General features: G+C 63.3%; 21 protein-coding genes. 9 read left to right on the top strand and 12 right to left on the bottom strand.

What is annotated here, in order from left to right; genetic code table 11:
- Nucleotides 1-140 precede the first annotated feature (140 nt).
- Together ABIE08_RS06525 and ABIE08_RS06520 are read left to right on the top strand one after the other, a co-directional pair.
- Nucleotides 141-2,108 (top strand): ATP-dependent nuclease, encoded by a 1,968-nt coding sequence (locus ABIE08_RS06525; RefSeq protein ID WP_354549628.1) that lies wholly within the window; start codon nt 141-143, stop codon nt 2,106-2,108.
- A 499-nt stretch (nt 2,109-2,607) separates the two neighbouring features.
- Complete coding sequence (locus ABIE08_RS06520; RefSeq protein WP_354549626.1) at nt 2,608-3,078, top strand: histidine kinase; 471 nt, start codon at nt 2,608-2,610, stop codon at nt 3,076-3,078.
- A gap of 74 nt (nt 3,079-3,152) precedes the next feature.
- On the opposite strand, the gene ABIE08_RS06515 is transcribed toward ABIE08_RS06520, so the two are convergent.
- The 3 genes from ABIE08_RS06515 to ABIE08_RS06505 form a co-directional block, all read right to left on the bottom strand.
- A complete protein-coding gene (locus tag ABIE08_RS06515; protein ID WP_354549624.1) occupies nt 3,153-3,704 on the bottom strand; it encodes a hypothetical protein in 552 nt (183 codons plus the stop codon).
- 384 nt (nt 3,705-4,088) lie between these two features.
- Nucleotides 4,089-4,949: a polyphosphate kinase 2 gene (gene ppk2 / locus ABIE08_RS06510; RefSeq protein ID WP_354549623.1), complete on the bottom strand. Its 861-nt coding sequence runs from the start codon at nt 4,947-4,949 to the stop codon at nt 4,089-4,091.
- A gap of 33 nt (nt 4,950-4,982) precedes the next feature.
- Nucleotides 4,983-6,644 (bottom strand): SulP family inorganic anion transporter, encoded by a 1,662-nt coding sequence (locus ABIE08_RS06505; RefSeq protein WP_354549621.1) that lies wholly within the window; start codon nt 6,642-6,644, stop codon nt 4,983-4,985.
- A gap of 304 nt (nt 6,645-6,948) precedes the next feature.
- Between ABIE08_RS06505 and ABIE08_RS06500 the strand changes: the two genes are divergently transcribed.
- Together ABIE08_RS06500 and ABIE08_RS06495 are read left to right on the top strand one after the other, a co-directional pair.
- Nucleotides 6,949-7,275: a hypothetical protein gene (locus tag ABIE08_RS06500; RefSeq protein ID WP_354549619.1), complete on the top strand. Its 327-nt coding sequence runs from the start codon at nt 6,949-6,951 to the stop codon at nt 7,273-7,275.
- A 10-nt stretch (nt 7,276-7,285) separates the two neighbouring features.
- A complete protein-coding gene (locus ABIE08_RS06495) occupies nt 7,286-7,801 on the top strand; it encodes a hypothetical protein (RefSeq protein WP_354549617.1) in 516 nt (171 codons plus the stop codon).
- Between the two features lie 214 nt (nt 7,802-8,015).
- Here the strand turns inward: ABIE08_RS06495 and ABIE08_RS06490 are convergent, their stop codons facing one another.
- The 5 genes from ABIE08_RS06490 to ABIE08_RS06470 all read right to left on the bottom strand — a co-directional run bounded on the left by ABIE08_RS06490 (nt 8,016) and on the right by ABIE08_RS06470 (nt 14,414).
- A complete protein-coding gene (locus ABIE08_RS06490; protein WP_354549615.1) occupies nt 8,016-10,187 on the bottom strand; it encodes a KAP family P-loop NTPase fold protein in 2,172 nt (723 codons plus the stop codon).
- Between the two features lie 167 nt (nt 10,188-10,354).
- A complete protein-coding gene (pgm, locus tag ABIE08_RS06485) occupies nt 10,355-12,010 on the bottom strand; it encodes a phosphoglucomutase (alpha-D-glucose-1,6-bisphosphate-dependent) (RefSeq protein ID WP_354549613.1) in 1,656 nt (551 codons plus the stop codon).
- Between the two features lie 117 nt (nt 12,011-12,127).
- Nucleotides 12,128-12,559, bottom strand: a complete 432-nt coding sequence (locus tag ABIE08_RS06480) for a DUF1801 domain-containing protein (protein ID WP_354549612.1) — start codon at nt 12,557-12,559, stop codon at nt 12,128-12,130.
- Between the two features lie 14 nt (nt 12,560-12,573).
- A complete protein-coding gene (locus ABIE08_RS06475; protein ID WP_354549610.1) occupies nt 12,574-13,050 on the bottom strand; it encodes a DUF1801 domain-containing protein in 477 nt (158 codons plus the stop codon).
- An 86-nt stretch (nt 13,051-13,136) separates the two neighbouring features.
- Entirely contained in the window at nt 13,137-14,414 is a 1,278-nt protein-coding gene (locus ABIE08_RS06470) for a DNA polymerase IV (RefSeq protein WP_354549608.1), read from the bottom strand.
- 233 nt (nt 14,415-14,647) lie between these two features.
- On the opposite strand from ABIE08_RS06470, the gene gatC reads away from it, so the two are divergent.
- The 3 genes from gatC to ABIE08_RS06455 all read left to right on the top strand — a co-directional run bounded on the left by gatC (nt 14,648) and on the right by ABIE08_RS06455 (nt 16,819).
- Nucleotides 14,648-14,935: an Asp-tRNA(Asn)/Glu-tRNA(Gln) amidotransferase subunit GatC gene (gatC, locus tag ABIE08_RS06465; protein WP_354549606.1), complete on the top strand. Its 288-nt coding sequence runs from the start codon at nt 14,648-14,650 to the stop codon at nt 14,933-14,935.
- Nucleotides 14,936-15,030: 95 nt separating this feature from the next.
- Nucleotides 15,031-16,512, top strand: coding sequence for an Asp-tRNA(Asn)/Glu-tRNA(Gln) amidotransferase subunit GatA (gene gatA, locus ABIE08_RS06460; protein WP_354549604.1), 1,482 nt, complete (start codon nt 15,031-15,033; stop codon nt 16,510-16,512).
- Between the two features lies 1 nt (nt 16,513).
- The gene (locus ABIE08_RS06455; RefSeq protein ID WP_354549602.1) at nt 16,514-16,819 is read left to right on the top strand and encodes a chorismate mutase; all 306 of its coding nucleotides are present in this window, start codon (nt 16,514-16,516) and stop codon (nt 16,817-16,819) included.
- Nucleotides 16,820-17,093: 274 nt separating this feature from the next.
- Here the strand turns inward: ABIE08_RS06455 and ABIE08_RS06450 are convergent, their stop codons facing one another.
- The gene (locus ABIE08_RS06450; RefSeq protein ID WP_354549600.1) at nt 17,094-17,351 is read right to left on the bottom strand and encodes a YjhX family toxin; all 258 of its coding nucleotides are present in this window, start codon (nt 17,349-17,351) and stop codon (nt 17,094-17,096) included.
- 252 nt (nt 17,352-17,603) lie between these two features.
- Here ABIE08_RS06450 and ABIE08_RS06445 point away from each other — a divergent pair, with 252 nt between their 5' ends.
- Complete coding sequence (locus tag ABIE08_RS06445) at nt 17,604-17,912, top strand: hypothetical protein (RefSeq protein ID WP_354549599.1); 309 nt, start codon at nt 17,604-17,606, stop codon at nt 17,910-17,912.
- A 73-nt stretch (nt 17,913-17,985) separates the two neighbouring features.
- Here ABIE08_RS06445 and ABIE08_RS06440 read toward each other — a convergent pair whose 3' ends face one another.
- Nucleotides 17,986-19,215, bottom strand: coding sequence for a porin (locus ABIE08_RS06440; RefSeq protein WP_354549597.1), 1,230 nt, complete (start codon nt 19,213-19,215; stop codon nt 17,986-17,988).
- A 745-nt stretch (nt 19,216-19,960) separates the two neighbouring features.
- On the opposite strand from ABIE08_RS06440, the gene ABIE08_RS06435 reads away from it, so the two are divergent.
- The gene (locus ABIE08_RS06435; RefSeq protein WP_354549595.1) at nt 19,961-21,034 is read left to right on the top strand and encodes a hypothetical protein; all 1,074 of its coding nucleotides are present in this window, start codon (nt 19,961-19,963) and stop codon (nt 21,032-21,034) included.
- A gap of 79 nt (nt 21,035-21,113) precedes the next feature.
- Here the strand turns inward: ABIE08_RS06435 and ABIE08_RS06430 are convergent, their stop codons facing one another.
- Together ABIE08_RS06430 and ABIE08_RS06425 are read right to left on the bottom strand one after the other, a co-directional pair.
- Nucleotides 21,114-22,136 (bottom strand): ABC transporter permease, encoded by a 1,023-nt coding sequence (locus tag ABIE08_RS06430; protein WP_354549593.1) that lies wholly within the window; start codon nt 22,134-22,136, stop codon nt 21,114-21,116.
- Nucleotides 22,133-23,647 (bottom strand): sugar ABC transporter ATP-binding protein, encoded by a 1,515-nt coding sequence (locus ABIE08_RS06425; RefSeq protein ID WP_354549591.1) that lies wholly within the window; start codon nt 23,645-23,647, stop codon nt 22,133-22,135. Before ABIE08_RS06425 ends, ABIE08_RS06430 begins: the two co-directional genes overlap by 4 nt.
- Nucleotides 23,648-23,725 lie beyond the last annotated feature (78 nt).

Below are 23,725 nucleotides of genomic sequence, written 5' to 3'. Positions count from 1 at the left end.
GGTCGGCTTGAGTTCCCATCTGGTCTTTCGACATGTTTGATCGAAAGGCAGCGGATACGATGTCTTGCCGTTCGGCTTCTGTTCCTTCATACATTTCTCGGGGAACCAACGCGTACTGAAGCAACAGGGTGGGGCTTGAAATGAAGCTGAAGCAGTACCGGGTCCGTGAGTTCCGCAGCATCTGGGACAGCGGGCAGATTGAAGTTGATAATCAAACCACCTGCTTCGTGGGCAAGAACGAGGCGGGAAAGACCACGGTTCTCACCGCGCTCTACCGCACGAACCCGATCCGCAAGGCCGATGCTGTGTTTGACGAGACCTACGACTACCCGAAGCGGGAGGTCGAGGACTACCGCTTCGCCGTCGAGAATGGTGAGCGCGAAAAAGCCGTCGTGGTCGAATGCACCTACGAGATGGAGACGGCCGACTTCAGGGTAATTGAAGATGTTTTTGGCCCCGAAGCGTTCACTGACAAGACGTTCAGGCGAGAAACCTACTATGGGAAGTCGAACAGCAGGGCTTTCCTGAGCGTGAGTGAATCAGGTGCTCGTAAGCACCTATCGGCGAATCCAGCACTTCCTGATGATCTGAGGACAAAACTTTCAGCGGCCAAAACGTGGGATGATTTCGGCGCAGAGCTCGATGCGTCGGAAGCCACGGAAGCAGTTCTTGCGCTCAAGAATCTTGTGACGAAGGTGCGCGAAAACGGTCTGCGCTCTTATATATTCTTCTCTCTCATCTGGCCCCGCGCGCCGAAATTCCTGTACTTTGATGAGTACTATCAAATGGAGGGGCAGGCCAACCTCAACTCCCTGATCGCGCGCGAGGAAGACGACAAGCTCCTCGACTCGGACTACCCGCTCATCGGCCTCATAAACCTCGCGCGTCTCGACCACCGCAAACTCGTGGCCACCAACAACACCGTCGAGCTGAAGAACAAGCTGCAAGGTGCCGGGAACCATTTGACGCAACGTATCGTCAAATACTGGTCGCAGAACAGGCACATACAGATGCGGTTCGATGTTCGTGACGCCAAAGCTGGAGACCCTGAGGGAATGCAGCAAGGGGTTAACGTATGGGGCGAGGTCTACGACTCCGTGCACTGGGCTACCACGCCATTGAGCAACCGCTCGCGGGGCTTCGTGTGGTTCTTCTCATTCCTTGCATGGTACGAGGACGTGAAACGCCAAGGGCAGAACGTCATTTTGCTATTGGACGAGCCTGGGCTGTCGCTGCACGGTCGCGCGCAGGCCGACTTGCTGCGCTACTTCGACGCCGAGCTGTCGGGCCACCAGCTTCTGTACACCACGCACTCGCCGTTCATGATCGACCCGACCAAGTTCGAGCGGGTCCGGATCGTGCAGGATCTAGGCATCGACGCACCCGAGGCACTTCCCAAGGATGAAGATGGAACCAAGGTGCTGGCCGATGTGTTCGACGCGACCGACGATAGCTTGTTCCCCTTGCAGGGCGCACTCGGCTACGAGATCCAGCAGACGCTTTTCGTTGGGCCGAACTCGCTCATCGTCGAGGGCGTCGCCGACATGCTCTATCTACGGTCGGTGTCGGCTCAAATGGAGCGCGAGGGCCGCGAAGGGTTGTCTGAGCAATGGGTCATCACGCCCGTCGGCGGCAGCGGGAAAGTGCCCACGTTCGTGGCGCTCCTTGGCTCGCAGAAGGGGGTCAACGTGGCCACGCTGCTGGACATTCAAAACAGCGACAAGCAGCTCATCGAAGACCTGTATAAGAAGAACCTACTCACCAAGAAACAGGTATCGACCTACGCGGACTTCACTGGCACCGCTGAGGCCGATGTGGAAGATATGTTCGACCGGTCGTTTTACATAGAGTTGGTCAATGGCGAGTATGGCAAGCAGCTTACTTCGAAGATCACGCTCGCGAAGCTCAACCAGAATGTACCGCGCACGCTTCGGGCGATTGATGCCTGGCTTGCCGACCACCCCATGAAGTCTGGTTCGTTCGGCCACTACAGGCCCGCGCGCTACTTCACCGAGCAGTTGGCCACGCTTTGGCCGAAGGTGTCCAACGAGACGAAGGATCGATTCGAGGCGGCGTTCAAACATTTGAACGGGCTCTTGCGCAAATAGCCGCCGCCGACCGCATCCTTCGTGCGCTCCAGAGTCGGCTTGAACAATCTCTGTACTGTGAACCGGACAGGCAGGTATCGACCAGTTCTAGCCGAAATCCGGATGCCTTTCGAACGGCAGGTTTCGGCTTGCGAGCAAACATTGCTGAACGACCACAATGGCGTCGGTAACTGCCGCTCGACTGTAAAGCAATGTGGCTGCCTCGCTTTCCTCGTCCGAGACGCACTTTACTAAAATCGCCTCCAAAGCCGGTCTCGGTCCCAATGCGTCGTGAAATCGGGCATCCGTCGAGCGCCGCTCTCTCCCGCTGAAACCTTCCCATGCGGAAGGTGGCGTCGTATAATGGGAACGTAGGACAGGAACCAGGCCGCAGCGCGCTTTCTAGCGGCATTTCCGTTGCCGTTTCGATCCCTGCGACGGCCTGCCAGAGGGCGCGGACAAGGGCTAGCCAAACGCACCCGCGCACTTCTTTCGCCGGCAAATTTTTCAGGAGGAAGACATGGCCGAAATCAAGGACGTCGATGTCAATGCGCCGCCGCCGAGTGCCGAGTCGTTGCGGAAGGCCATTCTGGAAGAGCGGATGAAGGAGGTCGCCAAGGAACAGGCGCATCGGTCGTCGCAGAACGAGGCGCTCAACCAGTTCACCGAAAGCTTCCTGCGCGACCAGGTCAGCGACGAGGAGATCGCCAGCGTGCGCCGGGTGGCGATGAACGCGGTCAAGAACGGCAAGTACGAGGCGATGGTCTACACCTTCCCCTCCATGCTCTGCACCGATAGCGGGCGGGCGATCAACAGCGCCGACCCGGACTGGCCCGAGACGCTGCAGGGCAAGGCCCGGCAGTTCTATGAACGCTATCTCCAATACGCCAAGCCGCAGGGTTTCCGGCTCAGCGCCATGATCATCAATTTTCCAAACGGCATGCCCGGCGATGTCGGCTTCTTCCTGAGCTGGAAGAGCGAGGTCCAGTAGGGCGACCCGCCGGGAGCAGGCCATGGAGAGGCGGAGGACAACCGCCTCCCCGAATGGACCCAGGGCGGGCGGCCTTACTTGGAAGCAGCCTTGGCGCGCGACGTGCGGGCGATGCTTTCCGCGAAAAGCGGCGTCTCGCGGCTGTTGTGGTCGCCGCCTGCGGCCTGGCGCGCGGCTGCGGCCTGCTCGAAGGTCTGGCCGTGTTCCGCGATGAAGGTCATGAAGACGTCCGTCGGGTGACAGGTGACCTTGTTGGTGTAGCGGGTGCGGTTGCCCTCGATCGGCTCGGCGATCAGTTCCCAGATGACATTGACCTGCGTCCGTCCGCCGGTGGGAGGGAACACATCGGAGATCGAGTTCATGCGGCAATAGGACGGCGTCGCCTCGTCGGCGACATAGTGCTGGACGACCAGGCTGGTGCCGATCATCTCGACATTGATCGACATCTTGCGACCATCGTCGGTGGAGGTGGTGCCGGCGGCGATATGATCGGGCGGGCAGCAGCGCTGATACTCGGCCTCGGGCAGATTGAAGAGCCAGTCGGCAATGTCGATCTGGTCGAAGGGAATGTCGAGTTCGTGGCTGAAGGCGGACTGCGAGAGCATCTTGTCGGTCAGAATTTTCATAATGTATTCCCTTCCTGCTGTTCGATATCGCGGCCGGGACCGGCGGGTATTCCGTCGGCGCCTCGTTGGCGATGGCTGCCAAGCCCGGTGCGTTGGCTCGAGGGGAAATCTGACAGCCGGCGGGCTTCGCGAAAATTATACACGCAGGGCCAGGCACTTATCCTTTGGTATAGACGCCCCTGGGGAACCCGGGAGCCGAGCCTGAGGGAGGCCTTTCGGGAACCGGTGGTTCGCGCCCAGCGAGGCGGAGTCTGCGCAGTCCTACCGGGACGGGCCGTCGGCGCGCATGCCTTTGGGCCGGATGAATGGTCCCGCGGGACGCGGCGACGCTCGGGCGCGGACCGGCGCGCGCGAACCGACATCCCGCTCGCGCCAAAAAGGAGTTCAGCCCAGAATGTCCGGGACGATGTTGCGCGGCGCAGGGTCCTCGGTGAAATCGGACGGGCGCTTCTGCCGCTTGCCGAATTTCGGGATGTCGAAGGGCACGTGCTCGTAGGGAATCTGGCTCAATATGTGGGCGATGCAGTTGATCCGCGCGCGCTTCTTGTCGTTGGACGGCACGATCCACCAGGGCGCGTGGCGCGTATCGGTGGCGCTGATCATCTCGTCATAGGCGCGGCTATATTCCCACCAGCGATTGTAGGATTCGATATCCATCGGGCTCAGTTTCCATTGCCGCAGCGGGTCCTTGACGCGCTGGCGGAAGCGGCGCTCCTGCTCTTCCTCGGAGACATCAAGGAAATATTTGAGCAGGGTGATGCCGCTCTCGATCATGGCGGCCTCGAAGCGCGGCGTCAGTTCGAGGAAGCGGCGGGCCTTCTCCTCGCTGCAGAAGCCCATGACGCGCTCGACGCCGGGGCGGTTGTACCAGGAGCGGTCGAAGATCACGACCTCGCCGCCGGCCGGCAGATGCTGGACATAGCGCTGCATGTAGATCTGGGTCTTCTCGCGGTCGTTCGGCGCGGGCAGAGCGACGACGCGGAAGACCCTGGGGCTCACCCGCTCGGTGAGGCGCTTGATCACGCCGCCCTTGCCGGCCGCGTCGCGCCCCTCGAAGACGATGACGATGCGGGCGCCGGACTTTTTCACCCAGGACTGGAGATGGGCGAGTTCCACCTGCAGCCGCGCCAGCTCGCTGGCATAGCTCCTGCCCTGGCCGTCCGGCGCTGCCTCGGCGACGACCGATCCCGAGCCATGCGGGGCTGATGCCTGCTTGGCCTGCTTGGCCTTCTTGTCCTTGCTCATTCCCACCTCCTGCTGCGCACCGTTGTGGAGCGATCAGCGCCTCGCCTCGAACGCCTGATACGCGTCCTCGAGGATGTCGAAGATCATGTCGGCGCCGACGATGTCGATGATGCCGGCGCGCTCGAGCATGTCGCGCGCCTCGGCGTGCAAATCGGCGAGGCCGAGCCGGATGTCGCGCTGGCGCAGTTCCTCGCAGACCTCGCCGAGCATCTCCGCCGCCGAGCTGTCGATCTGCGCGACCGCGCTGGCGTCGAGCACCAGCCAGCGCGTGCCAGCCGGCAGGCCGGCGGCGATGGCGCGCAGGCGCGTCGCGATATAATCGGTGTTGAAGAACAGCAGGCTGCCCTGGATCAGGCAGACCGCGAAGCCCGGCACGGCGCGCGCCTCCGGGCTCCGGTGCAGCTTGTAGAAGCCCTCGTGATCGGCGATCCGGCCCAGCATGGCGTCTCGCGGGAACATCAGCTTGCGCAGCACATAGGCGAGCGTCGCGCCGATGGCGATGACGACGCCGTTGAGCACGCCGAGGCCGATCGGCCCCCACATCGCGATCAGCGCGAACACGAATTCCATCGGGCTGATGCGCCAGATCTGCCGCATGGCGCCGATGTCGATCATGTTGAGCGCCGTGGCGGCGAGGATGGCGCCCAGCGCCGGGAGCGGGATGATGCGCAGCGCCGGACCGAGGAACAGCAGCGTCGCCACCAGCGTCAGCGCGGCGACCAGGCTGGTCAGCTGCGAGCGGCCGCCGACGGCGAGGTTAACGGCGGTGCGCGAATCCGACGCCGAGACGGGGAAGGCGCCGAACAGGCCGGCGGCGAGGTTGGCGGCGCCGAAGCCGATCAGCTCGCGGTTGGGGTCGACCGTCTCGCCCGAGCGGGCGCCGAAGCTGCGCGCGGTGATGATGCCGGCGCCATAGCTGACCAGGAAGATCGCCGCCGAGCCCAGCGCCAGCGTCTGCAGCGGCAGGCCGGCGAAGCGGGGCAGGGTGAGGTGGGGCAGGCCGGCCGGAATGTCGCCGACGATGGCGATGCCGCGCGCCTCGAAGCCGAACACCGCCGAAAGCAGCACCGACAGCACCACCACCAGCACCGGCCCCGGCACGGGGAACTTCGTGATCCGCACGATCTGCAGCAGCGCGAACATGCAAAGCGCCAGGATCAGCGACGGCCAATGGATCAGATTGGCCTTGCGCAGCAGGTCGATCAACGGCCGCAGCAGGCCCTCGGAATCGACCTTGACCCCGGTGACGCGGCTGATCTGGCCGATCAGGATCGAGAACGAGATGCCGATGAAGAAGCCGGTCAGGATCGGCCGCGACAGGAAGCTCGCCAGCACGCCGAGCCGGAACAGCCAGGCGAGCAGGCAGAGCAGCCCGACGCCGAGCGCCAGCATCGCCGCAATCGCCACCCGCTCGCCCGCGCCGACATCCGGCACGCTGGCCGTGACGGCCGCGAGCGTCGCCGCCAGCACGGTCATGGTCGCGGCATCAGGCCCGACGATCAGGTTTTTCGACGGGCCGAACAGCGCATAGGCAGCGAGCGGCGCGATGCTCGCATAGAGCCCGGTCTGCGGCGGCAGGCCGGCAATGGCGGGATAGGCGATGGCGCTGGGCAGGCCGACGGCCGCGACCGCGAGCCCGGCCGAGAGATCACGCGACAGCCAGGCCGGCTGGTAGCCGGCAAGGCCCGCGGGCATGCGAAGCGGAAAGGTCCACCGGCCGGAGTGCATGTTGACCACCTGAGCCGGCTTTTGCTCGAAGGCCGGCCTCCCTCGTCATGCGATGCAGTCCATCGACCACGCCGCCGAGCATACACCGGATGACCCAAGGGAAACAGGTGGCGCGGCGGGTGCCTCCCGCGCCGGTTGAAGGCGGACGCGGCGTGCCGCATCCCCCGCCGGCCCGGCCGCCTCCCATCTCCGGTTGCGAATGCGCCGCGCGTCAATTGACCGGCGCGGGGCGGGCCTGTTCAATGCAACCGGGAGTGCACAGGGGACTGCCATGCAAAGATTGATTCGAAGACTGGCCGCCGTCGCGGTGCTGGCGCCGGCGCTGCTGATCGCGCAGGGGGCGCCCAGCCACGCCAAGGACGGCCGCAACACCGCCGCCATCCTGGGCGGCATCGCCGGCGTCGCCGTGGGGGCTGCCATCGCCGACAGCGCCAACCGCAACCGCGAGATCTATGGCGCGCCGCCGCCGCCCGCCTATCGCCCGCCGGCGCCGTTCTCGCCCGCCGGCGGCATCATCTGCTATCCCGAACAGCGCGCCTGCTACAACAATGGCGGCGCCTATAGTGGCAACTGGACCTGGCGCGTTTATGGCCGCTGAGGGGAACACCATGCTCGCACATAGCTTCCGGCCCGCCCGCGCGATCCGCGGCGCGCTCGCCGCCACCGCGCTCGCCGCCCTTTTCGCCGCCGCCCCCGCCTGGGCGCAGACGGCGAACATCGCCCCGGCGCCGCCGGCCGGCGCCACCGCGCCCGCGCCCGACGCCGACAATGACCGCGTCGACGGAGCCTGGGCCGATTTCCTGGAGACCGAGGGCGCCATCCTCGCCGATGCCCAGTTCGCGGCGCTGAACAACCTCGCCTTCCAGGCGGCGGCGGTCCGCGTCTGCGAAGGCCACGGCCTCGCCAAGGAAACGTTCGGCAAGGCGATCGGCGACGTGATTGCCAGCGGCGACAAGGAACTGACCGACGAGCAGGCCGAGGAACGCAAGACCGCCATCCTCGTCGCCTTCGGCGCCCGCTACGGCCTGTTCATCGCCGAAGCCCATGGCGACAAAGCAGACTTCTGCGCCGCCGCCGCCAAGCTGAAGGCCGAGCCGGACGGCACGCCGGTGTTTATGGAGTAGGGATTTTTGGGGAAAGGGGCGGCGCCTTGGCGCCGCTCTAGTGGCGATTTCCGTCGTCTTAGGATAGCGCCACGGCTATACTTAGCGTCTGCGATAAGCAGGTTTGCAACGATAGCGCCATGCGCAAATCTGCACTACCAAGTAAAAGCTCGTTAGTTCGTCTCCGACGAGGCAGTTGGCTTGATTCAGCCTAACTGGAAAATGGCGATCCGGTCTAGTTGGTGAATCCGAGTTTCTCCATGTCTCGAACAGCCGCGTTCAGCAGTATAATCTGATCAGGCGTCAATGTCTTTTTTTCTGCGAGATGCATCTTAATTTTGTTATGTAAAAAGCTAAGATTAATCACGTCAGTATTTTCTGCCGCCTTAAATGTATATTCGACACCTTCCTGGCTCGAGCTTCTGTATACCATCCCCAGCAAAAGGTTAGCCGTGAATGTTCCGCTGCGCTCGACGCCTTGCTGAATCCAGTAGCGAATATCGTCAATGTCACCTAAATGCTTCCAAGAAACAATTATAGGCCAGAAGATCGGATAGTTGCCGAGGGAGTCGTCCTGCTTCGCTTTGAGTATTTTTTTCAAGAGAATACTCCCTAATGCGTCAAACGTATCTTGGTCGATTATCGCTTCCCTTGGGCTGTCGGTTGGGAATACGCCCAATTCTCGCCCTCGCAAAACATAGATGGCTGACAGTGTTAGCACTGAGCCAGCGGAGGAGAATAATTCCAACAGAGTGCGCTCAACGTCATTCTTATTCAGCGCCGCTAAAATGTCCGTGACCAAAAATTGCAGAGTCAGGTTGGGTTCGACTGAAAGCATCTCGCCGCTCCAAGGAATTCTAAAGACGTCATCTCCGATGGAGACTAACGCCTTGAGAAAGCCCAAAACCTTTACGGGGTTGTTTTCATTGAGTCGAAGGCGAAGATCTCGCAAAAGCAAGCCGATCATTGGCTTGCCGAGGCTATTTATTTTGTTAAGATAGGATTTTAGTACTCTGGACGCCTCCGCCTCGCTGTCGAAGTTGGCAATAATATCATCAAGTACGGCCTTCGGGATCGCGTCAGCAGAAGGATGGAGCGCGAAATAGCCGTCGTATCCGGCTTCGCTGGCTAGACCCCGGCGATTTTGAACGGAGATATTTGTCTCGCCAATCGAATAGCTATTTTCGAGAAACCACTTAGCGTGTAGCGGAAATAATGTGGCGAGCAGCTCGAGACTCGCAGAAGAGGAATTATCGGATAGTAGTTCTCGAATATTTCGGACGTGTGACTTTCTTTGCTCATCGTTAGCGATAAAAAACTCCCCCTCGTTAAAGAAGAAGTCTCGATTTGTTCGAATCCAGTCAAACATTCGTGGTTCGAATAGCCGAATCCCTTCTATCGCGACAAGATCTGCTCCGTCGAACTCTTCTCGCAGCGCTGGCCAAGAGAATTTGAGTGCGTTCGCTAGGCGAAGGACATCGCGCGGACTTCTAACCCAGCGATGAACGCCATTGCTAAGGAGGGAGTGCCAGCGCGTGGAACCTTCGATTCTTTTTAGCAGGAAGCTAATTTCTCGATCCAGTATTCCTAGCAACGCGCCCCTTGATGGTTGAGGTAGCGCGACCTCCTGCTGGACTATCTTTTCAGTGAACCTTGGGGACGGCTCTTTCACGTCTGCATCGATTGCGACGGATACAATGTCTCGATCATACGACAGGATGTAAATGACATTGGGCAGTCGGCCGATGGTCTTGACCATCTGCATGACTGATCTGATCTCGTCGTTGTCTAGTCGATCAATATCGTCGATCGTAACGACAAATTTTCGTCCGCTCGCCAGGAGTTGTTCTCTAAGATCTTGATAAGCTTTCTGGAGAGAAGGCTCCTCAAGATATCGGCTAAGTAACTGCGGAAGGGATGTTTTTGCTAGCCCACCCGCAATGCCGGTGACCGCTCCAAAACTTGGGTCAGCAGCAATCGCCAGTGTTGCAGCCGCATCGATGAGTGGATCTCGCGCCCTATATAGAAATCGCACTCTGCTCCTAATTGATCTCTTAAGGCGGCCTTCGGACGGTCCAAGATTTTCTGACAGAATTTTGAAGAATGCTGCAATTAGATCGTGTTGGCCAGACACGATCCATGGGCGGAATTCAATGCATTCGACTTTTCTGGAATTACCTTCTATTTCTTGGTTGTGCTTATCGATGTGGGAAAGAACGAAGTTGATAGCTGTGGTCTTTCCACTTCCCCATTTCCCATGAATACCAATCACGAAGCCATTGGGGGCCGCCATGTTAATTATAACATCCGCCAATCGCCGGGCGAATGGAGCGTAGCCAAGTTTGTCTTCCCGCCACGGATTCTGTTTCGGTTGATCATCACCTAAGCTATATTCGTCCCAACGCATCTCGGCGTTCCCTTTCGCGAAACGACTTCGGGACTACTATCGCTTATTTAGAATTGCGTACAACCTCATGGGCATCGGCTTGGAGATTGTGCAACTCTCAATATTGGCGAGCGGGTCAAAGTGCCGATAGAATTTTGGCTAGTATCTGCGCCGGGTTGAACCAAAGCTCATCCCCCCGCAAACACCTTCGCCACCACGGCCCTTGCGTCCGACTGGATCTGGGCCAGGTGCTCGGCGCTTAAAAAGCTCTCCGCGTAGATCTTGTAGACTTCTTCCGTGCCGGAGGGGCGGGCGGCGAACCAGCCGTTTTCGGTCACCACCTTGATGCCGCCGATCGAGGCGTCGTTGCCCGGCGCGCGGGTGAGGCGCGCCGTCACCGGCTCGCCGGCGAGCTCGGCCGCGTCGATCTTGGACGGGTCGAGTTTTCCCAGGATCGCCTTCTGCTCCACCGTCGCCGGGGCGTCGATGCGCGCATAATAGGATTTGCCGAGATCCGACGTGACCGACTGGTAGAGCTGGTTGGGGTCCTGGCCGGTGGTGGCGGTGATCTCGGCCGCCAGCAGGCCCATGATCAGGCCGTCCTTGTCGGTGGTCCAGACAGAGCCGTCGCGGCGCAGGAACGAGGCGCCGGCGCTTTCCTCGCCGCCAAAGGCGAGCGAGCCGTCGATCATCCCGGCGCTGAACCATTTGAAGCCGACCGGCACCTCGACCAGCTTGCGGCCCATCTTGGCGACGACGCGATCGATCATGCCGCTGGAGACGGCCGTCTTGCCGAAGGCGCTCGCTTCGCTCCATTCCGGCCGGTGGCGGCAGAGATAGGCGATCGAGGCGGCCAGGAACTGGTTGGGGTTCATCAGCCCGCCCGACGGCGTGACGATGCCGTGGCGGTCGGCGTCGGTATCGTTGGCGAAGGCAATGTCGAATTTTGCGGCGAGCGCGATCAGCGGCGCCATGGCGTAGGGCGAGGAGCAGTCCATGCGGATCTTGCCGTCCCAGTCCGCCGTCATGAAGGCGAAGGTCGGGTCGACGACGTCGTTGACGACGGTGGCGTCGAGCTTGAAACGCTCGATCATCGGCTCCCAGTAGCGCACGGCGGCGCCACCGAGCGGGTCGATGCCGATTTTTACACCCGCGGCGCGAATGGCTTCCATGTCGATGACGGAGGCGAGATCGGCGACATAGGGGGTGATGTAATCGTACGAGCGGATGCAGGCTTCCTTGCGGGCGTGGGCGAAGGGCATGCGCTTCACGCCGGCGAGTTTGGTCGCCAGGAACTCGTTGGCCGCCTTGCCGATCCAGCCGGTGACGTCGACATCGGCCGGGCCGCCATTGGTCGGGTTGTACTTGAAGCCGCCATCATCGGGCGGATTGTGCGACGGGCTGATCACGATGCCGTCGGCGAGGCCTTCGGTGCGGCCTTTGTTGTAGGTGAGGATGGCATGCGAGATGACGGGCGTCGGGGTATAGCCGAGATGCTCGTCGACCATGGTCTCGACGCCATTGGCGGCCAGCACCTCGATCGCCGAGGTGAGGGCGGCTTCGGAGAGGGCGTGGGTATCCATGCCGATGAAGAGCGGGCCGGTGATGCCGGCATGCTGGCGATAGAGGCAGACGGCCTGGGTGATCGCCAGGATGTGCCATTCGTTGAAAGCGCTAGCGAAGGCCGAGCCGCGATGGCCCGACGTGCCGAACGCCACCTTCTGGGTCGCGATCGCCGGGTCCGGCGTCAGCGCGAAATAGGCGGTCATCAGCCGCGGAATGTTGGTGAGGGCCGAGCGGGGAACCGGCTTGCCGGCGAGAGGATGGAGCGTTGCTTCCGACATATTGTTTTCTCTGCGATTCCACACGATCGGGAGAGGATCATGATCGGCGGCGCGGGCGCGGGCAACCACCGTTTTCGGGTTCGTTCGCGAGGCGGGGATAGCGGGCGGGGGGCCGGGTCAGCCGGCGCTCGGTTTCCGGGGCTTTCTGGCCTTGGCCTGGTTCCGCGCGATCGCCGCGCGGATCAGCGCCTGGAACGCCGCCGCGTCGATCGCCTCGCCCTCGTGGAGGTCGATGGCGCGGCGGGTATTACCCTCGAGGCTCGCATTGAACAGGCCGGACGGGTCGCCCAGCGCGGCGCCGTTGGCGAAGGTCAGCTTGACGGCGGATTTGTAGGTCTCGCCGGTGCAGATTATGCCGTCATGCGACCAGACGGGCACGCCGCGCCATTTCACTTCCTCCACGACATCCGGGTCGGCGTCGCGGATCAGCCGGCGGACCTGCGCCAGCGTCTCGCCGCGCCAGTCGGCGAGGTCGCGGATCTTCGCGTCGATGATGTCGGAGGCGGTGGCGCCTTCCGCCGGCTCTGCGTCGTGCGTCGGATTGGTCATGGCGTGTCCTCCCGTCACATCTTTTCGCCGGGCAGGCGGCTCGCCTGCTTCACCCAGGCCTCGAACTGCGCCTCGTCGAACGGGCGATCCTCATGGATATGGAAGTAGCGCACATGGGCCTGCTTGGAGGATTCCGGCGGCGGCGGATCGAGGGCTGCGCCGCGGAAGAAGGCGACCTTGACGTATTTGGTCATGCAGTGAAGGCCGAGGAACCAGCCGTCCTCGTCGGCGCCATAGAGGGGCGAGTTCCATTTGACCGCCTTGCGCACGCCCGGCACCGCGCGGGTGATGATGGCGTCGAGGCGCTTGCCGACCGCGTGCTTCCATTCCGGCATGGCGGCGATATAGGCCTGCACGGGTTCATCGCCAAAGCCCTTGGGAATCTGCGGATTGCCGCCGGCGAGGAGTGGGGGTCTTGCCGGATCGTTGTCGGCCGCGGGCTTCGCGGCGGATCTGGCCGTGGCGCGCTGTCTCGCCGGCTTTTCGGTCATGGCTTCGCTCCCCATCTTGTTGTTCAACGCAGCGTTTGCCGAAAAGCATAGCGGCGGGGCGTAACAAGACCAAGGCGGACTCGGCGCTATTCCGGCTTGCGAAACGTCAGGCCGTGCTCGACGGCGGCCTTGCCGAACTTGCCGCGCACCTTGTCGATCGCGGCCTCTGCCTTGGCGCGCTTGGCGGCGGCGGGGTCGACGAGATCGTCCGGATCGGCCCGCTGCGGATCGGAGAAATCCGATACCGACACGCCGATCAGGCGATAGGTGGTGCCGTCGGTCTCGTGCGCCAGCAACTGCTCCGCCGTGCGAAAGATGCGGTCGGCGAGGCGGGTCGGGTCGGCGAGCTGGCGCGAGCGGGTGCGAAGTTTGAAATCGGAGGATTTGAGCTTCAGCGTCACGTTGCAGGCGGCGAGCTCGGCGCGCTTCAGGCGGGCGGAGACCTTTTCCGACAGGCGGCGCAGGATCGGGCGGAGCGTCGCGAGGTCGGCGTGGTCGTGGTCGAAGGTGGTCTCCGCGCCGATCGATTTCGCCTCGTGGCGCGGCTCGACGGTGCGGCGGTCGTCGGCGCGGGCAAGGCGGGCGAGCCGCAGCCCCATGACGCCGTAGCGCTTGGCGAGGTCGCTCTCCTCCATGCGCTGCAGCTGGCCGATCGTCTTGATGCCCTGTTCGGCGAGCTTCGCCTCCAGCGCCTTGCCGACGCCCCAGATCATGCCGACCGGCTTTTCGGCCAGGAAGGTCAGCGCTTCGGCCCGGCCGATGACGGAGAAGCCGCGCGGCTTGTCGAGGTCGGAGGCGAGCTTGGCGAGGAACTTGTTGAAGGAGAGACCGACCGAGATGGTGATGCCGATCTCCTGTTCGACGCGGCGGGCGAAGCGGGCGATGGTCAGCGCCGGCGGGGCGCCATGCAGCCGTTCGGTGCCGGAGAGATCGAGGAAGGCTTCGTCGATCGAGATCGGCTCGACAAGCGGCGTCAGCTCCTGCATCAGCGTGCGGATCTGGTGGCCGACGGCGACGTATTTCTCCATGTTCGGCCGAATCACAACTGCGTCCGGGCAGAGGTCGAGCGCCTTGTACATCGGCATGGCCGAGCGGACGCCGTGGATGCGGGCGATGTAGCAGCAGGTCGAGACGACGCCGCGCTTACCCCCGCCGATGATGACGGCCTGGTCGGCAAGGCTCGCGTCGTCGCGCTTCTCGATCGAGGCATAGAAGGCGTCGCAATCGACATGGGTGATGGAGAGCGTGCCGAGTTCCGGGTGCGCGGCGATGCGCGGGCTGCCACAGGCGCGGCAACGCGGCCCGGAAGCGGGCGTCAGGCAGTCGCGGCAGAAGCCGGCAATGGCATTGGCAGAGATCGACATGACGGCCCGGTGGCGGCGCGATGCCGCGATACGCGAAACTATCCGTCCGGGAGCGGGGCTGCAATTGATGCGGCAGGGCGGCGGCGCAAGGTCGCTGCGGGCGGCAATCCTTCCTGCTTTCGGCCTGTTCAGTTGCGATGCGGCAGAGGCGGGTGATATAGCGAGCGGATCATTTCCGCCGTGGCCGCCGCGCTCAACCGGCTCTCAACGGCTCTTGCCAAAGGGTTCTCGCCATGTCCGTCGACATCGCCACCGTCAAGCGGGTCGCTCATCTCGCCCGGATCGCTGTCACCGAGGAGGAAGCCCAATCCTTCCAGGGCGAGATCAACGCGATTCTCGGCTTTGCCGAGCAATTGAACGAGGTCGATGTCGAGGGCGTCGAGCCGCTGACCTCGGTCGTCGCCCAGACGATGAAGAAGCGCGCCGATATTGTCACCGACGGCTTCTATGCCGATCGCGTCGTCGCCAATGCGCCGATCTCGGATGATGATTTCTTCGTCGTGCCCAAGGTCGTCGAGTGACCGCCGGGCGCTAGACGCCGACTTTTCCGAAGAGGGCGCCGCGCGTCCTCAAGCCCGGTGACGCCGCGCACCGCCTCCTGACATTCGAGATGCCGATGTCTTCGACCGACCTGACCAGCCTGACCATTGCCGAAATCCGCGACGGCCTCACCGCCAAGGCCTTCTCCGCCTCGGAACTGACCAAGGCCTATCTCGCCTCGATGGAGGCGGCTCGCGCGCTCAACGCCTATATCGTCGAGACGCCGGAGCAGGCGCTCAGCATGGCGGCGGCTTCCGACGAGAAGCTGGCCAAGGGCGAGGCGCGTGCGCTGGAAGGCGTGCCGATCGGCGTCAAGGACCTGTTCGCGACCGAGGGCGTGCATACCCAGGCCGCGTCGCACATCCTCGACAAGTTCAAGCCTAACTATGAATCGACCGTCACGGCCAATCTCTGGAATGACGGCGCGGTCATGCTCGGCAAGCTGAACATGGACGAGTTCGCCATGGGCTCGTCGAACGAGACGTCGTTCTACGGCCCGGTCGTCAATCCCTGGCGCAAGGAAGGCTCCAACGCGCCGCTGGTGCCGGGCGGCTCGTCGGGCGGTTCCGCCGCCGCCGTGGCCGCGCGCCTTTGCGCGGGTGCTACCGCAACCGATACCGGCGGCTCGATCCGCCAGCCGGCCGCCTTCACCGGCACGGTCGGCATCAAGCCGACCTATGGCCGCTGCTCGCGCTGGGGCACGGTCGCCTTCGCCTCGTCGCTGGACCAGGCCGGCCCGATCGCCCGCACCGTGCGCGACGCCGCCATCCTGCTGAAGTCTATGGCTTCGGTCGACGCCAAGGACACCACCTCCGTCGACGTGCCGGTGGGCGATTACGAGGGCGCCGTCGGCCAGTCGGTGAAGGGGCTGCGGATCGGCATCCCGCGCGAATACCGGCTCGACGGCATGTCGGCCGAGATCGAGGCGCTCTGGCAGCAGGGCATCGCCTGGCTGAAGGAAGCAGGCGCCGAGATCGTCGACATCTCGCTGCCGCACACGAAATATGCCCTGCCTGCCTATTACATCGTGGCGCCCGCTGAGGCTTCGTCGAACCTCGCCCGCTATGACGGCGTGCGCTATGGCCTGCGCGTGCCGGGCGAAGACATCGCCTCGATGTATGAGAACACTCGCTCGGCCGGCTTCGGTCATGAAGTGAAGCGCCGCATCCTGATCGGCACCTATGTGCTGTCGGCCGGCTATTACGACGCCTATTACGTCCGCGCGCAGAAGATCCGCACGCTGATCAAGCGCGATTTCGATCTCGCTTTCGAAGCCGGCGTCGACGCCGTGCTGACGCCGGCGACTCCTTCGGCCGCCTTCGGCCTCGCGGAAATGACGACGGCGTCGCCGGTGGAGATGTACCTGAACGACATCTTCACCGTGACGGTCAACATGGCGGGCCTGCCTGGCCTGGCAGTCCCTGCCGGCCTCGACAAGTCGAAGCTGCCGCTCGGCCTGCAGCTGATCGGCCGCCCGTTCGAGGAAGAGACGCTGTTCCGCCTCGGCCAGGTGATCGAGGACGCCGCCGGCACGTTCACGCCGTCCAAGTGGTGGTGACATGATCCGCAAGCCGGCCGACTGCATCACCAAGGCGCATATCCGCACCGAGATCGATCGGCTGGATGCCGATCTCGTCGCCTTGCTGGCCGAGCGCTTCGGCTATGTGCAGCGGATGGCCGAGATCAAGTCTTCGCCGGACGAGGCGCTGGTGCCGGAACGGGTTGACGAGGTGCTCGACCGCGTCGCCGTGGCGGCGGGGGAAGCTGGCCTTGACGAGCAGCTGGCGCGCGATCTCTGGCGCCGGCTCATCGAGTGGAACATCGAGTTCGAGCGGCGCACCATCGCCGCGCGCCTCGCGCAGTAAGGCAAGGCCGGCTGCGCTTAGGAAGAATCAATCGGGTTTGAAGCACCAACTTTCACCTCTCCCTGAGGGAGAGGTCGACGCACGCAGTGCGGCGGGTGAGGGTTTACGGCCTCACCAGATGGTTCCCTAAACCCTCTCCCAGAGCTTCGCTCCAGCCCCTCCTCAGGGAGAGGTGAAGGGCAAAACTGCCTCCTTGATGGTCGTCTTCCAGTCCGTAGCCCTCGTACCGCAACTGGGGAGGCCGGCGAGCCCGAGAGTCCGCCGGCCTCGTTGTTCAGCGGTTGTCCAACTGGGCCCGCACCGCGTCCAGGCCTGTCCGCGTGATGCGGTAGGGCGCGCCGTTCTGCGACGCGATCAGCCGCCGCCGCTTCAGGCGCTGGAACAGGTCGAGCGAACAATCCGTCAGGATCCAGCCGTCCCGGGTTGTGCAGTCCACCGCGATGATGCGGCCGGAGTCATTCTTGCGATGGCGGATAACGCCGCCCTGGGCGAGCGCGTGCAAGACACGCTGCTCGACTTTCGAGACATTCATGATGGGATTTCGTTCAGGAATCAGGTGATCGCAGCCGCGATTCCGCGGGCCGCGCGCCAAGGGCGCGAGGACTTCAATCCCTGCCGCTTACGGGCAGGGGATCACCGGGACTGCGAAGTAGTCGACATCCAAACTCCTGAGACAGTAGAGCTTGTAATGCTGTCCATTGGCGCGGGCAAGCCAGTTTGGCATGGTAAGGGCCGCGCGTTGGCCTCATTGCTTCGCTGCAACGTTTGTTTGGGAAGGAAGAGCATGGATCGGACACCTACCGCATCGCCGGAAAGCTTCCGCGCGACGCTTGCCGATGCCGAGCCGCCCCCGGGGCTCTCGGCGCCGCTGCGGGCGCTCTGGCATCTGGAAAAGGGCGAGTGGGAGGCGGCGCACGCCCTGGTCCAGGATGACGCCAGCCGCGCCGGCGCCTGGCTGCACGCCCATGTCCACCGCATCGAGGGCGATCTCTGGAACGCGCGCTACTGGTATGGTCAGGCCGGACAGAAGGCGGGCGAGGGCGACCTCGCCGCCGAGCGCGCGACGATCCTGGCGGCTCTGCTGCGGGATTGACCGGCAAAAGGAAACCCGGCGCATCGCTCCGCCGGGTCCAGGATCCATGCCTCGCGGCGTGGAGCCGTATCGCTTACCAGGAGCGCTTCAGCCAGATCGTGGTCGACCAGGCGTCGCCGTCGATGGCAGCCGTATCGGAATCGATCTTGTTGTAGGCAGCATCGACCATCAGGTCGAGGCCCTTGACCGGGGTGAAGTTGACGGCGCCGCCAACGCGGAAGGCGTCGAATTCGCGGTCAGCCCAATTGGTATAGTCGGCGGTGCCGTCGAACTTGGCGTAACCGACCGTGAGCGCCGACCAGACGCGATCGGTCCAGACATGCTTGTAGGACGCGAAGGTGCTCCAGCTGTCGCCCGGGACCTGATCGAGACCCTTGCCGCCCGTCATCGCGCCGTAACCGGTGTAGCCGGCGACCGACGAACCGCCCGTGATGCCGGTAAACGAGTTGCCGTTCTGGGCATAGGCCGCGTAGAGCTGGAACTTGTCGCCCTTCGTGATGCTGTCGAGCGCCAGTTCGACGATACCGCCGACGGCGAAGCCATCCTGCGGGTCACGGCGGTTGTTGACGATATCGACGGCGTGCTTGAAGTAGGCACCCGCAATCTTGGTCTTGAAGATGCCGCTGCTATAGGTCACAGCGCCGATGACGTCCGGCATGTTGTCGTTGCCGCCATACGTCTCAGAATAGCCGACAGCGTTACGATCGCGCGGATCTTCGAGCGAGACGGCGAGACCGAAGCCGTTCACCGTATAGGAAAGCTCGATGTGGTCGGTCTTGGTGTCCGACGAATAGCTGCCCTTATCCGTGAAGCCCTGGCCGAAATCGAACAGCGAGTCGAAGTAACCGGCTTTGACCGGGCCGAACTGCAGCCAGGCCGTGTCGACATAGGCCGAGTTGGTCGAGGCGTTGACGTAGTCCGCGACCGTCTCGCCGCCGTCGGCGGTGTTGCCGGTCTTGGCGCGGTAATCGATCCAGCCGGTCAGATTGCCGTATTCGGTGATCGACGAAGCCGTGACCTGGATGGAGGCCTCGGTGACGAAGTTGCCCCAGTTGCTGGTCGGGTATGCCTTGTTATAGGCGGGGAAGTTTGAAGAGTTGTCACCGAACGAGGTGATGAACTTCACATAGCCGCCGACCTTGATGCAGGTGTCGGTGCCGGGCGAATAGAAGAAGCCCTTGCCGAAGGCGTCGCAGACCTTCACGTAGTCGACCGGTTCGGCGACGGTGAGATCGGCGGCATTGGCTGCGCCAGCGACCATGATCGCGGCCGCGGAGCCGAGAATTACAGACTTAAACGTCATTTCTGACCTTCCAAAATTGGGAGGGTACAAATGCGCAGCCGCTCCGGCCCCGTGCTGACCCGCAGATCAGACCGGTGCGACAGCAAAGCGCCCCAGACCCCCATTCCTGTTGGCCGTCGCGCATCCGTGTTTCGGACACTGCGTACGGTGCCCGCTGCGACCCCTCGCGGCTGGCACCGGCAACCTAGCCACCGCAGACTATGGTGCAACGCAAAAGCAGCGACATTTGAAGTATAACGGTTTTATGAATTTCACTAGTGGCTTAATTATCCCGACTTATGCATCATTTTGCCGGCTCTTCATAATTATGATGAAAATCTATATTCTATAATCTATGTAGATATATAATTGACCGGATCTGCTTCACAAAAAAGGGCAAGCCGCAACGGTCCTTGCGAGGTATGCGCGGCGGAATCAACATGATTCCCAATGTTGCCATGTTTGATTCAAGCTTTCGCCACGATCTCGATCGCTCTCTCATGCCGTAGAGTTAACCACGATATTGCGAGTGCCAATCATAGCAAGTAATGCGGTTTACCACGCCGTCTCACCGTATTGCGATGCAGAAATTAATTCAAAATTCGAAGTGAATGGCAATTTGATCCGGGCATATCCGGCTTGGAATCGATATATTCTGTAAGATTGTCGATTTATTATTTTAGTCTCCTTGAAACCTTCTAAGGATAGTTGGCGTTAAATCGTCCTAAGGGTGGGCTTTGTGTAACGTGCAGCAATGGAGGGCTTCATGATCGGACTTCGAATCGCGGCCACATCGGCAGCGTTGCTGATGGGAACCATGCTGGCGCCGGCTTACGCCGACGGCGGTCTAGGCGGTGTCGTCAGCGGCGTTACAGGAGCCGTCGGGGGAACCGTGTCCGGTGTGACCGGAGCGGTGGGCGGAGCCGTCGGTGGCGGTCTCGGCTCCACGGTCTCCAATACAGGCAATGCCGTGGGTGGAACGGTTGCCGGTGTCGGCAATGCCGTCGGCGGCACCGTCAATGGCGTCACCGGCGCCGTGGGCAACACCGTCGGGAGCGTCACGGGCGGGCTGACCGGCAATACGTCCGGCACCTCGTCCATGAGAAACACCTCGCGGTCGACGCTGCTTTCCGGCATCGACGCTCGCGTCGATGTTCTGTCCAAGCGCGAACTGGTCCGGCTGTGCCTCAGTGTCGGCGGGCAGGCGGGCTGCGGCGGAAGCCGCGAACAGGTCATCCAGCTGGTCGATGCCAGGCTCAAGCTCCTCTCCAAGGACCAGCTGGCCAATGTCTGCGTCAATGTCGGCGCAAGCTGCGGCGGCAAGGACGCCCGAGGCGGCACCAGGGTCACCGCCAATGTGCTCGGCAAGAACGGCGTCGCCAATGCCCGCGTTCGGTCCAGGCTGATCGGCGGCATCAACGCAAAGGCGGCGGTGCTGTCCAAGAAGGAACTGGCGAAGGTCTGCCTCAATGCCGGCGGCGGCTCCGCCTGCGGCAGCGGCGATCGCAGCCAGATCCTGGGCGTGCTCGATACGCGGCTGGCCGTGCTTCAGCCCGGCCGTCTGCTCAATCTCTGCCTGAGCGTCGGTGGCTCGTGTGGCTCCGGCACGGGCGGTCCGGGAGGCCCTGGTGGCCCCGGAGGTCCCGGAGGCCCTGGCGGACCGGGAGGCCCTGGCGGTCCCGGTGCCGGCAATCCCGACGGCCCGACCTCCGTCTCCGACAGCGGCCTGAGCGGCGCGGACAAGCAGGCCCTTCGCAACAAGTGCCCGACCATCCTGCGCAATCCGTTCACCTTCGACGCAGACCTGGTCAAGCTCTGCAAGATGGCGCGCCGGATCTAACCGGTAGCCTGTGAAAACAAGAGAGCCGCCGCACCCCTCGATGCGGCGGCTTTTGTTTGGGAAGGACGTTTGGGGCCGGTCAGGTCTGCGCCTTACCCGAGGCCATGCGGGCGATCATCAGCGCGCCGAGGATGATGGCGCCATAGATTGCCTGGATCCAGAACGAAGGCACCTGCGCCAGCGTCAGCAGGTTCTGCACGACGCCGAGCAGCAGCACGCCTGTGAGCGCGCCGAACATGGTGCCGCGCCCGCCATCGAGCGAGATGCCGCCGATCACCGCCGCGGCGAAGACGGTGAAGATCATGCCATTGCCCTGGTTGGCGCTGATGGCGCCGACATAGCCGGTGATCACCAGCCCGCCAACCGCCGCCAGCATGCCGGCCAGGATGTAGACGCCGATGGTGATGCGCTCGACCCGGATGCCGGCAGCGCGCGCCGCCTCCGGATTGCCGCCGATTGCATAGAGCGCGCGGCCGAGCCGGTGATAGCGCAGCACGATGCCGGCGACGATGAACGCGAGCGCCGCCAGCCAGACCGCCAGCGGCAGGCCGAGGATGGTGATGATCATCAGCGCATAGAAGGCGTCCGGCAGGTCGAACAGGGTTCGCCCGCTGGTGGCGCCGACCAGCATGCCGCGCAGGATGATCAGCATGGCCAGCGTCACGATGAAGGCGTTCAGCGTGAAGCGGACGACGAGGATGCCGTTGATCAGGCCGATCAGCGCGCCGACGCCGATGACGATCAGGATGCCGACAAAGGTCGGCAGCTCGACCCCGAAGCCGTTATTGGCGACGGGAAGTACCAGCAGGGCACCGATCGCAGGCGCAAAGCCGGCCGTCGATTCCAGCGACAGATCGAACTTGCCGGTGATGATGATCAGCGATTCCGCCAGCACCACGAGCGCCAGCGCGGCCGAGGAGGTGAGGACGGTGTTGATGTTGCCCTGGGTCAGGAAGGCCGGGCTGATGAAGGCGCCGATGATGATCAGGATCACCAGCGCCGGCAGCAGCGCCAGGTCATGCAGGCGGATCATCGAGCGGCGCGGCGCGGGCTTGGTGCCGGCTCCGAGCGTTGCCGCCGTGGCTGTGGGTTGCGTGTTCATGCGAGCTCGATCCCTTCGATGGAGGCGACGAGCGCATTGTCGCTCCAGCCTGCCTTGTGTTCCGCGACGACCGATCCATGCTGCATCACCAGCACGCGGTCACAGGTTCTCAGATCCTCGATCTCGCTGCTGACGACGAGGATGGCCTTGCCCTCCTGCCGCATCCGCTCGATGACGGTCAGCAGCGCTTCCTTCGACTTGACGTCGACGCCGGCGGTCGGGTCCATCAGGACGAGGACGGACGGGTCGTTGGCGAGCGCGCGGCCCATCACGACCTTCTGCTGGTTGCCGCCGGAGAGGCCGGAGACCAGCTGGTCGGGCCCCTGGGTGACGATTCCGAGCGAGGATATCGTCCGGTTGGTCAGTTCCGACCGACGCTTCGGCGCGATGAAGCCGAAGGGGCCGAGATGGCGGTTCACCGTCATGATCGCGTTGTCGGCAACGGATTGCGACAGCACCAGCCCCTGGTCGTGCCGGCTCTTCGGCACGCAGCCGACGCCAAGCTCCAGCGCCGCGGCAACATCGCCGGAGGGCAGGGTCTTCTGGTCGATGCGGATCGTCCCGCCGCTATAGGGCGACAGGCCCGCCACGGCTTCGGCGAGGCCGATACGCCCGCCGCCGGTCGGTCCGGAAAGGCCGACGACTTCGCCGCGGCGGATATTGAAGCTGACGTCCTGGAAGTCTTCGCCGGATACGCGGTCGATCTCGAGCGCCACGGCGGCGCTTTCCGGCACGGTGCGGCCGGCGGCGTCGGAGACGCCGAGATGGACATGCTCGCCCGTCATCGCCTCGATCAGCCGATCCTTCGGCAGGTCGGCGACCGGCGCGGTGATGATGTGGCGCGCGTCGCGCAGCACGGTCACCGCCTGGCAGATTTCGTAAACTTCCTGCAGATGGTGCGAGATGAATAGGAAGGTGACGCCGGCCGCCTGAAGCTCGCGGATGCGGGTGAACAGGCGCTTGATCTCGTCGCCGTCCAGCTGTGCCGTCGGCTCGTCGAGAATGATGAAGCGGGCGCCATAGGAGAGGGCGCGGGCGATCTCGACCAGCTGCCGCGCCTCGATGCGAAGGTCACCGGCGCGGGCATCTTCCGAGACATTGACGCCCCACTGATCCAGCACCTCGCGGGCGCGACGGCGCAGCGTCGACCAGCTGATGAAGCCGCGCTCGGTCGGATGGCGGTTGATGAACAGGTTTTCCGCGACCGTCAGGTCGGGAATGATCGTCGAGTGCTGGTAGACGCAGGCGACATGCTTGCGCCAGCCTTCGCGGTCGGAGATGGCCGGGGCCGGCACGCCGGAGAACAGCACCTGGCCGGAATCCGGCGCGCGCAGGCCGGTCAGGATGCCGACCAGGGTCGACTTGCCGGCGCCGTTGCGGCCGACCAAGGCGTGCGACTCGCCGGCGAAGACCTTGATATGCGCCTCGTGCAGCGCGGTCGTCGGACCATAGCGTTTGGAGACGCCACGAGCCTCGACGATCGGAATGGTGGTGGCGTCAGGCGGCTGCATGGTGCCTCCGTCCGGCGTCGAGAAGAGAGGGAAACTGCATCGGGGTCTCCGGAGTTCGGGAGGCCTGACCCATGCCGA

The organism is Kaistia defluvii (genome assembly GCF_040548815.1).
GTDB lineage: Bacteria > Pseudomonadota > Alphaproteobacteria > Rhizobiales > Kaistiaceae > Kaistia > Kaistia defluvii_A.
This window is presented reverse-complemented; position numbering and strand designations above follow the sequence as displayed.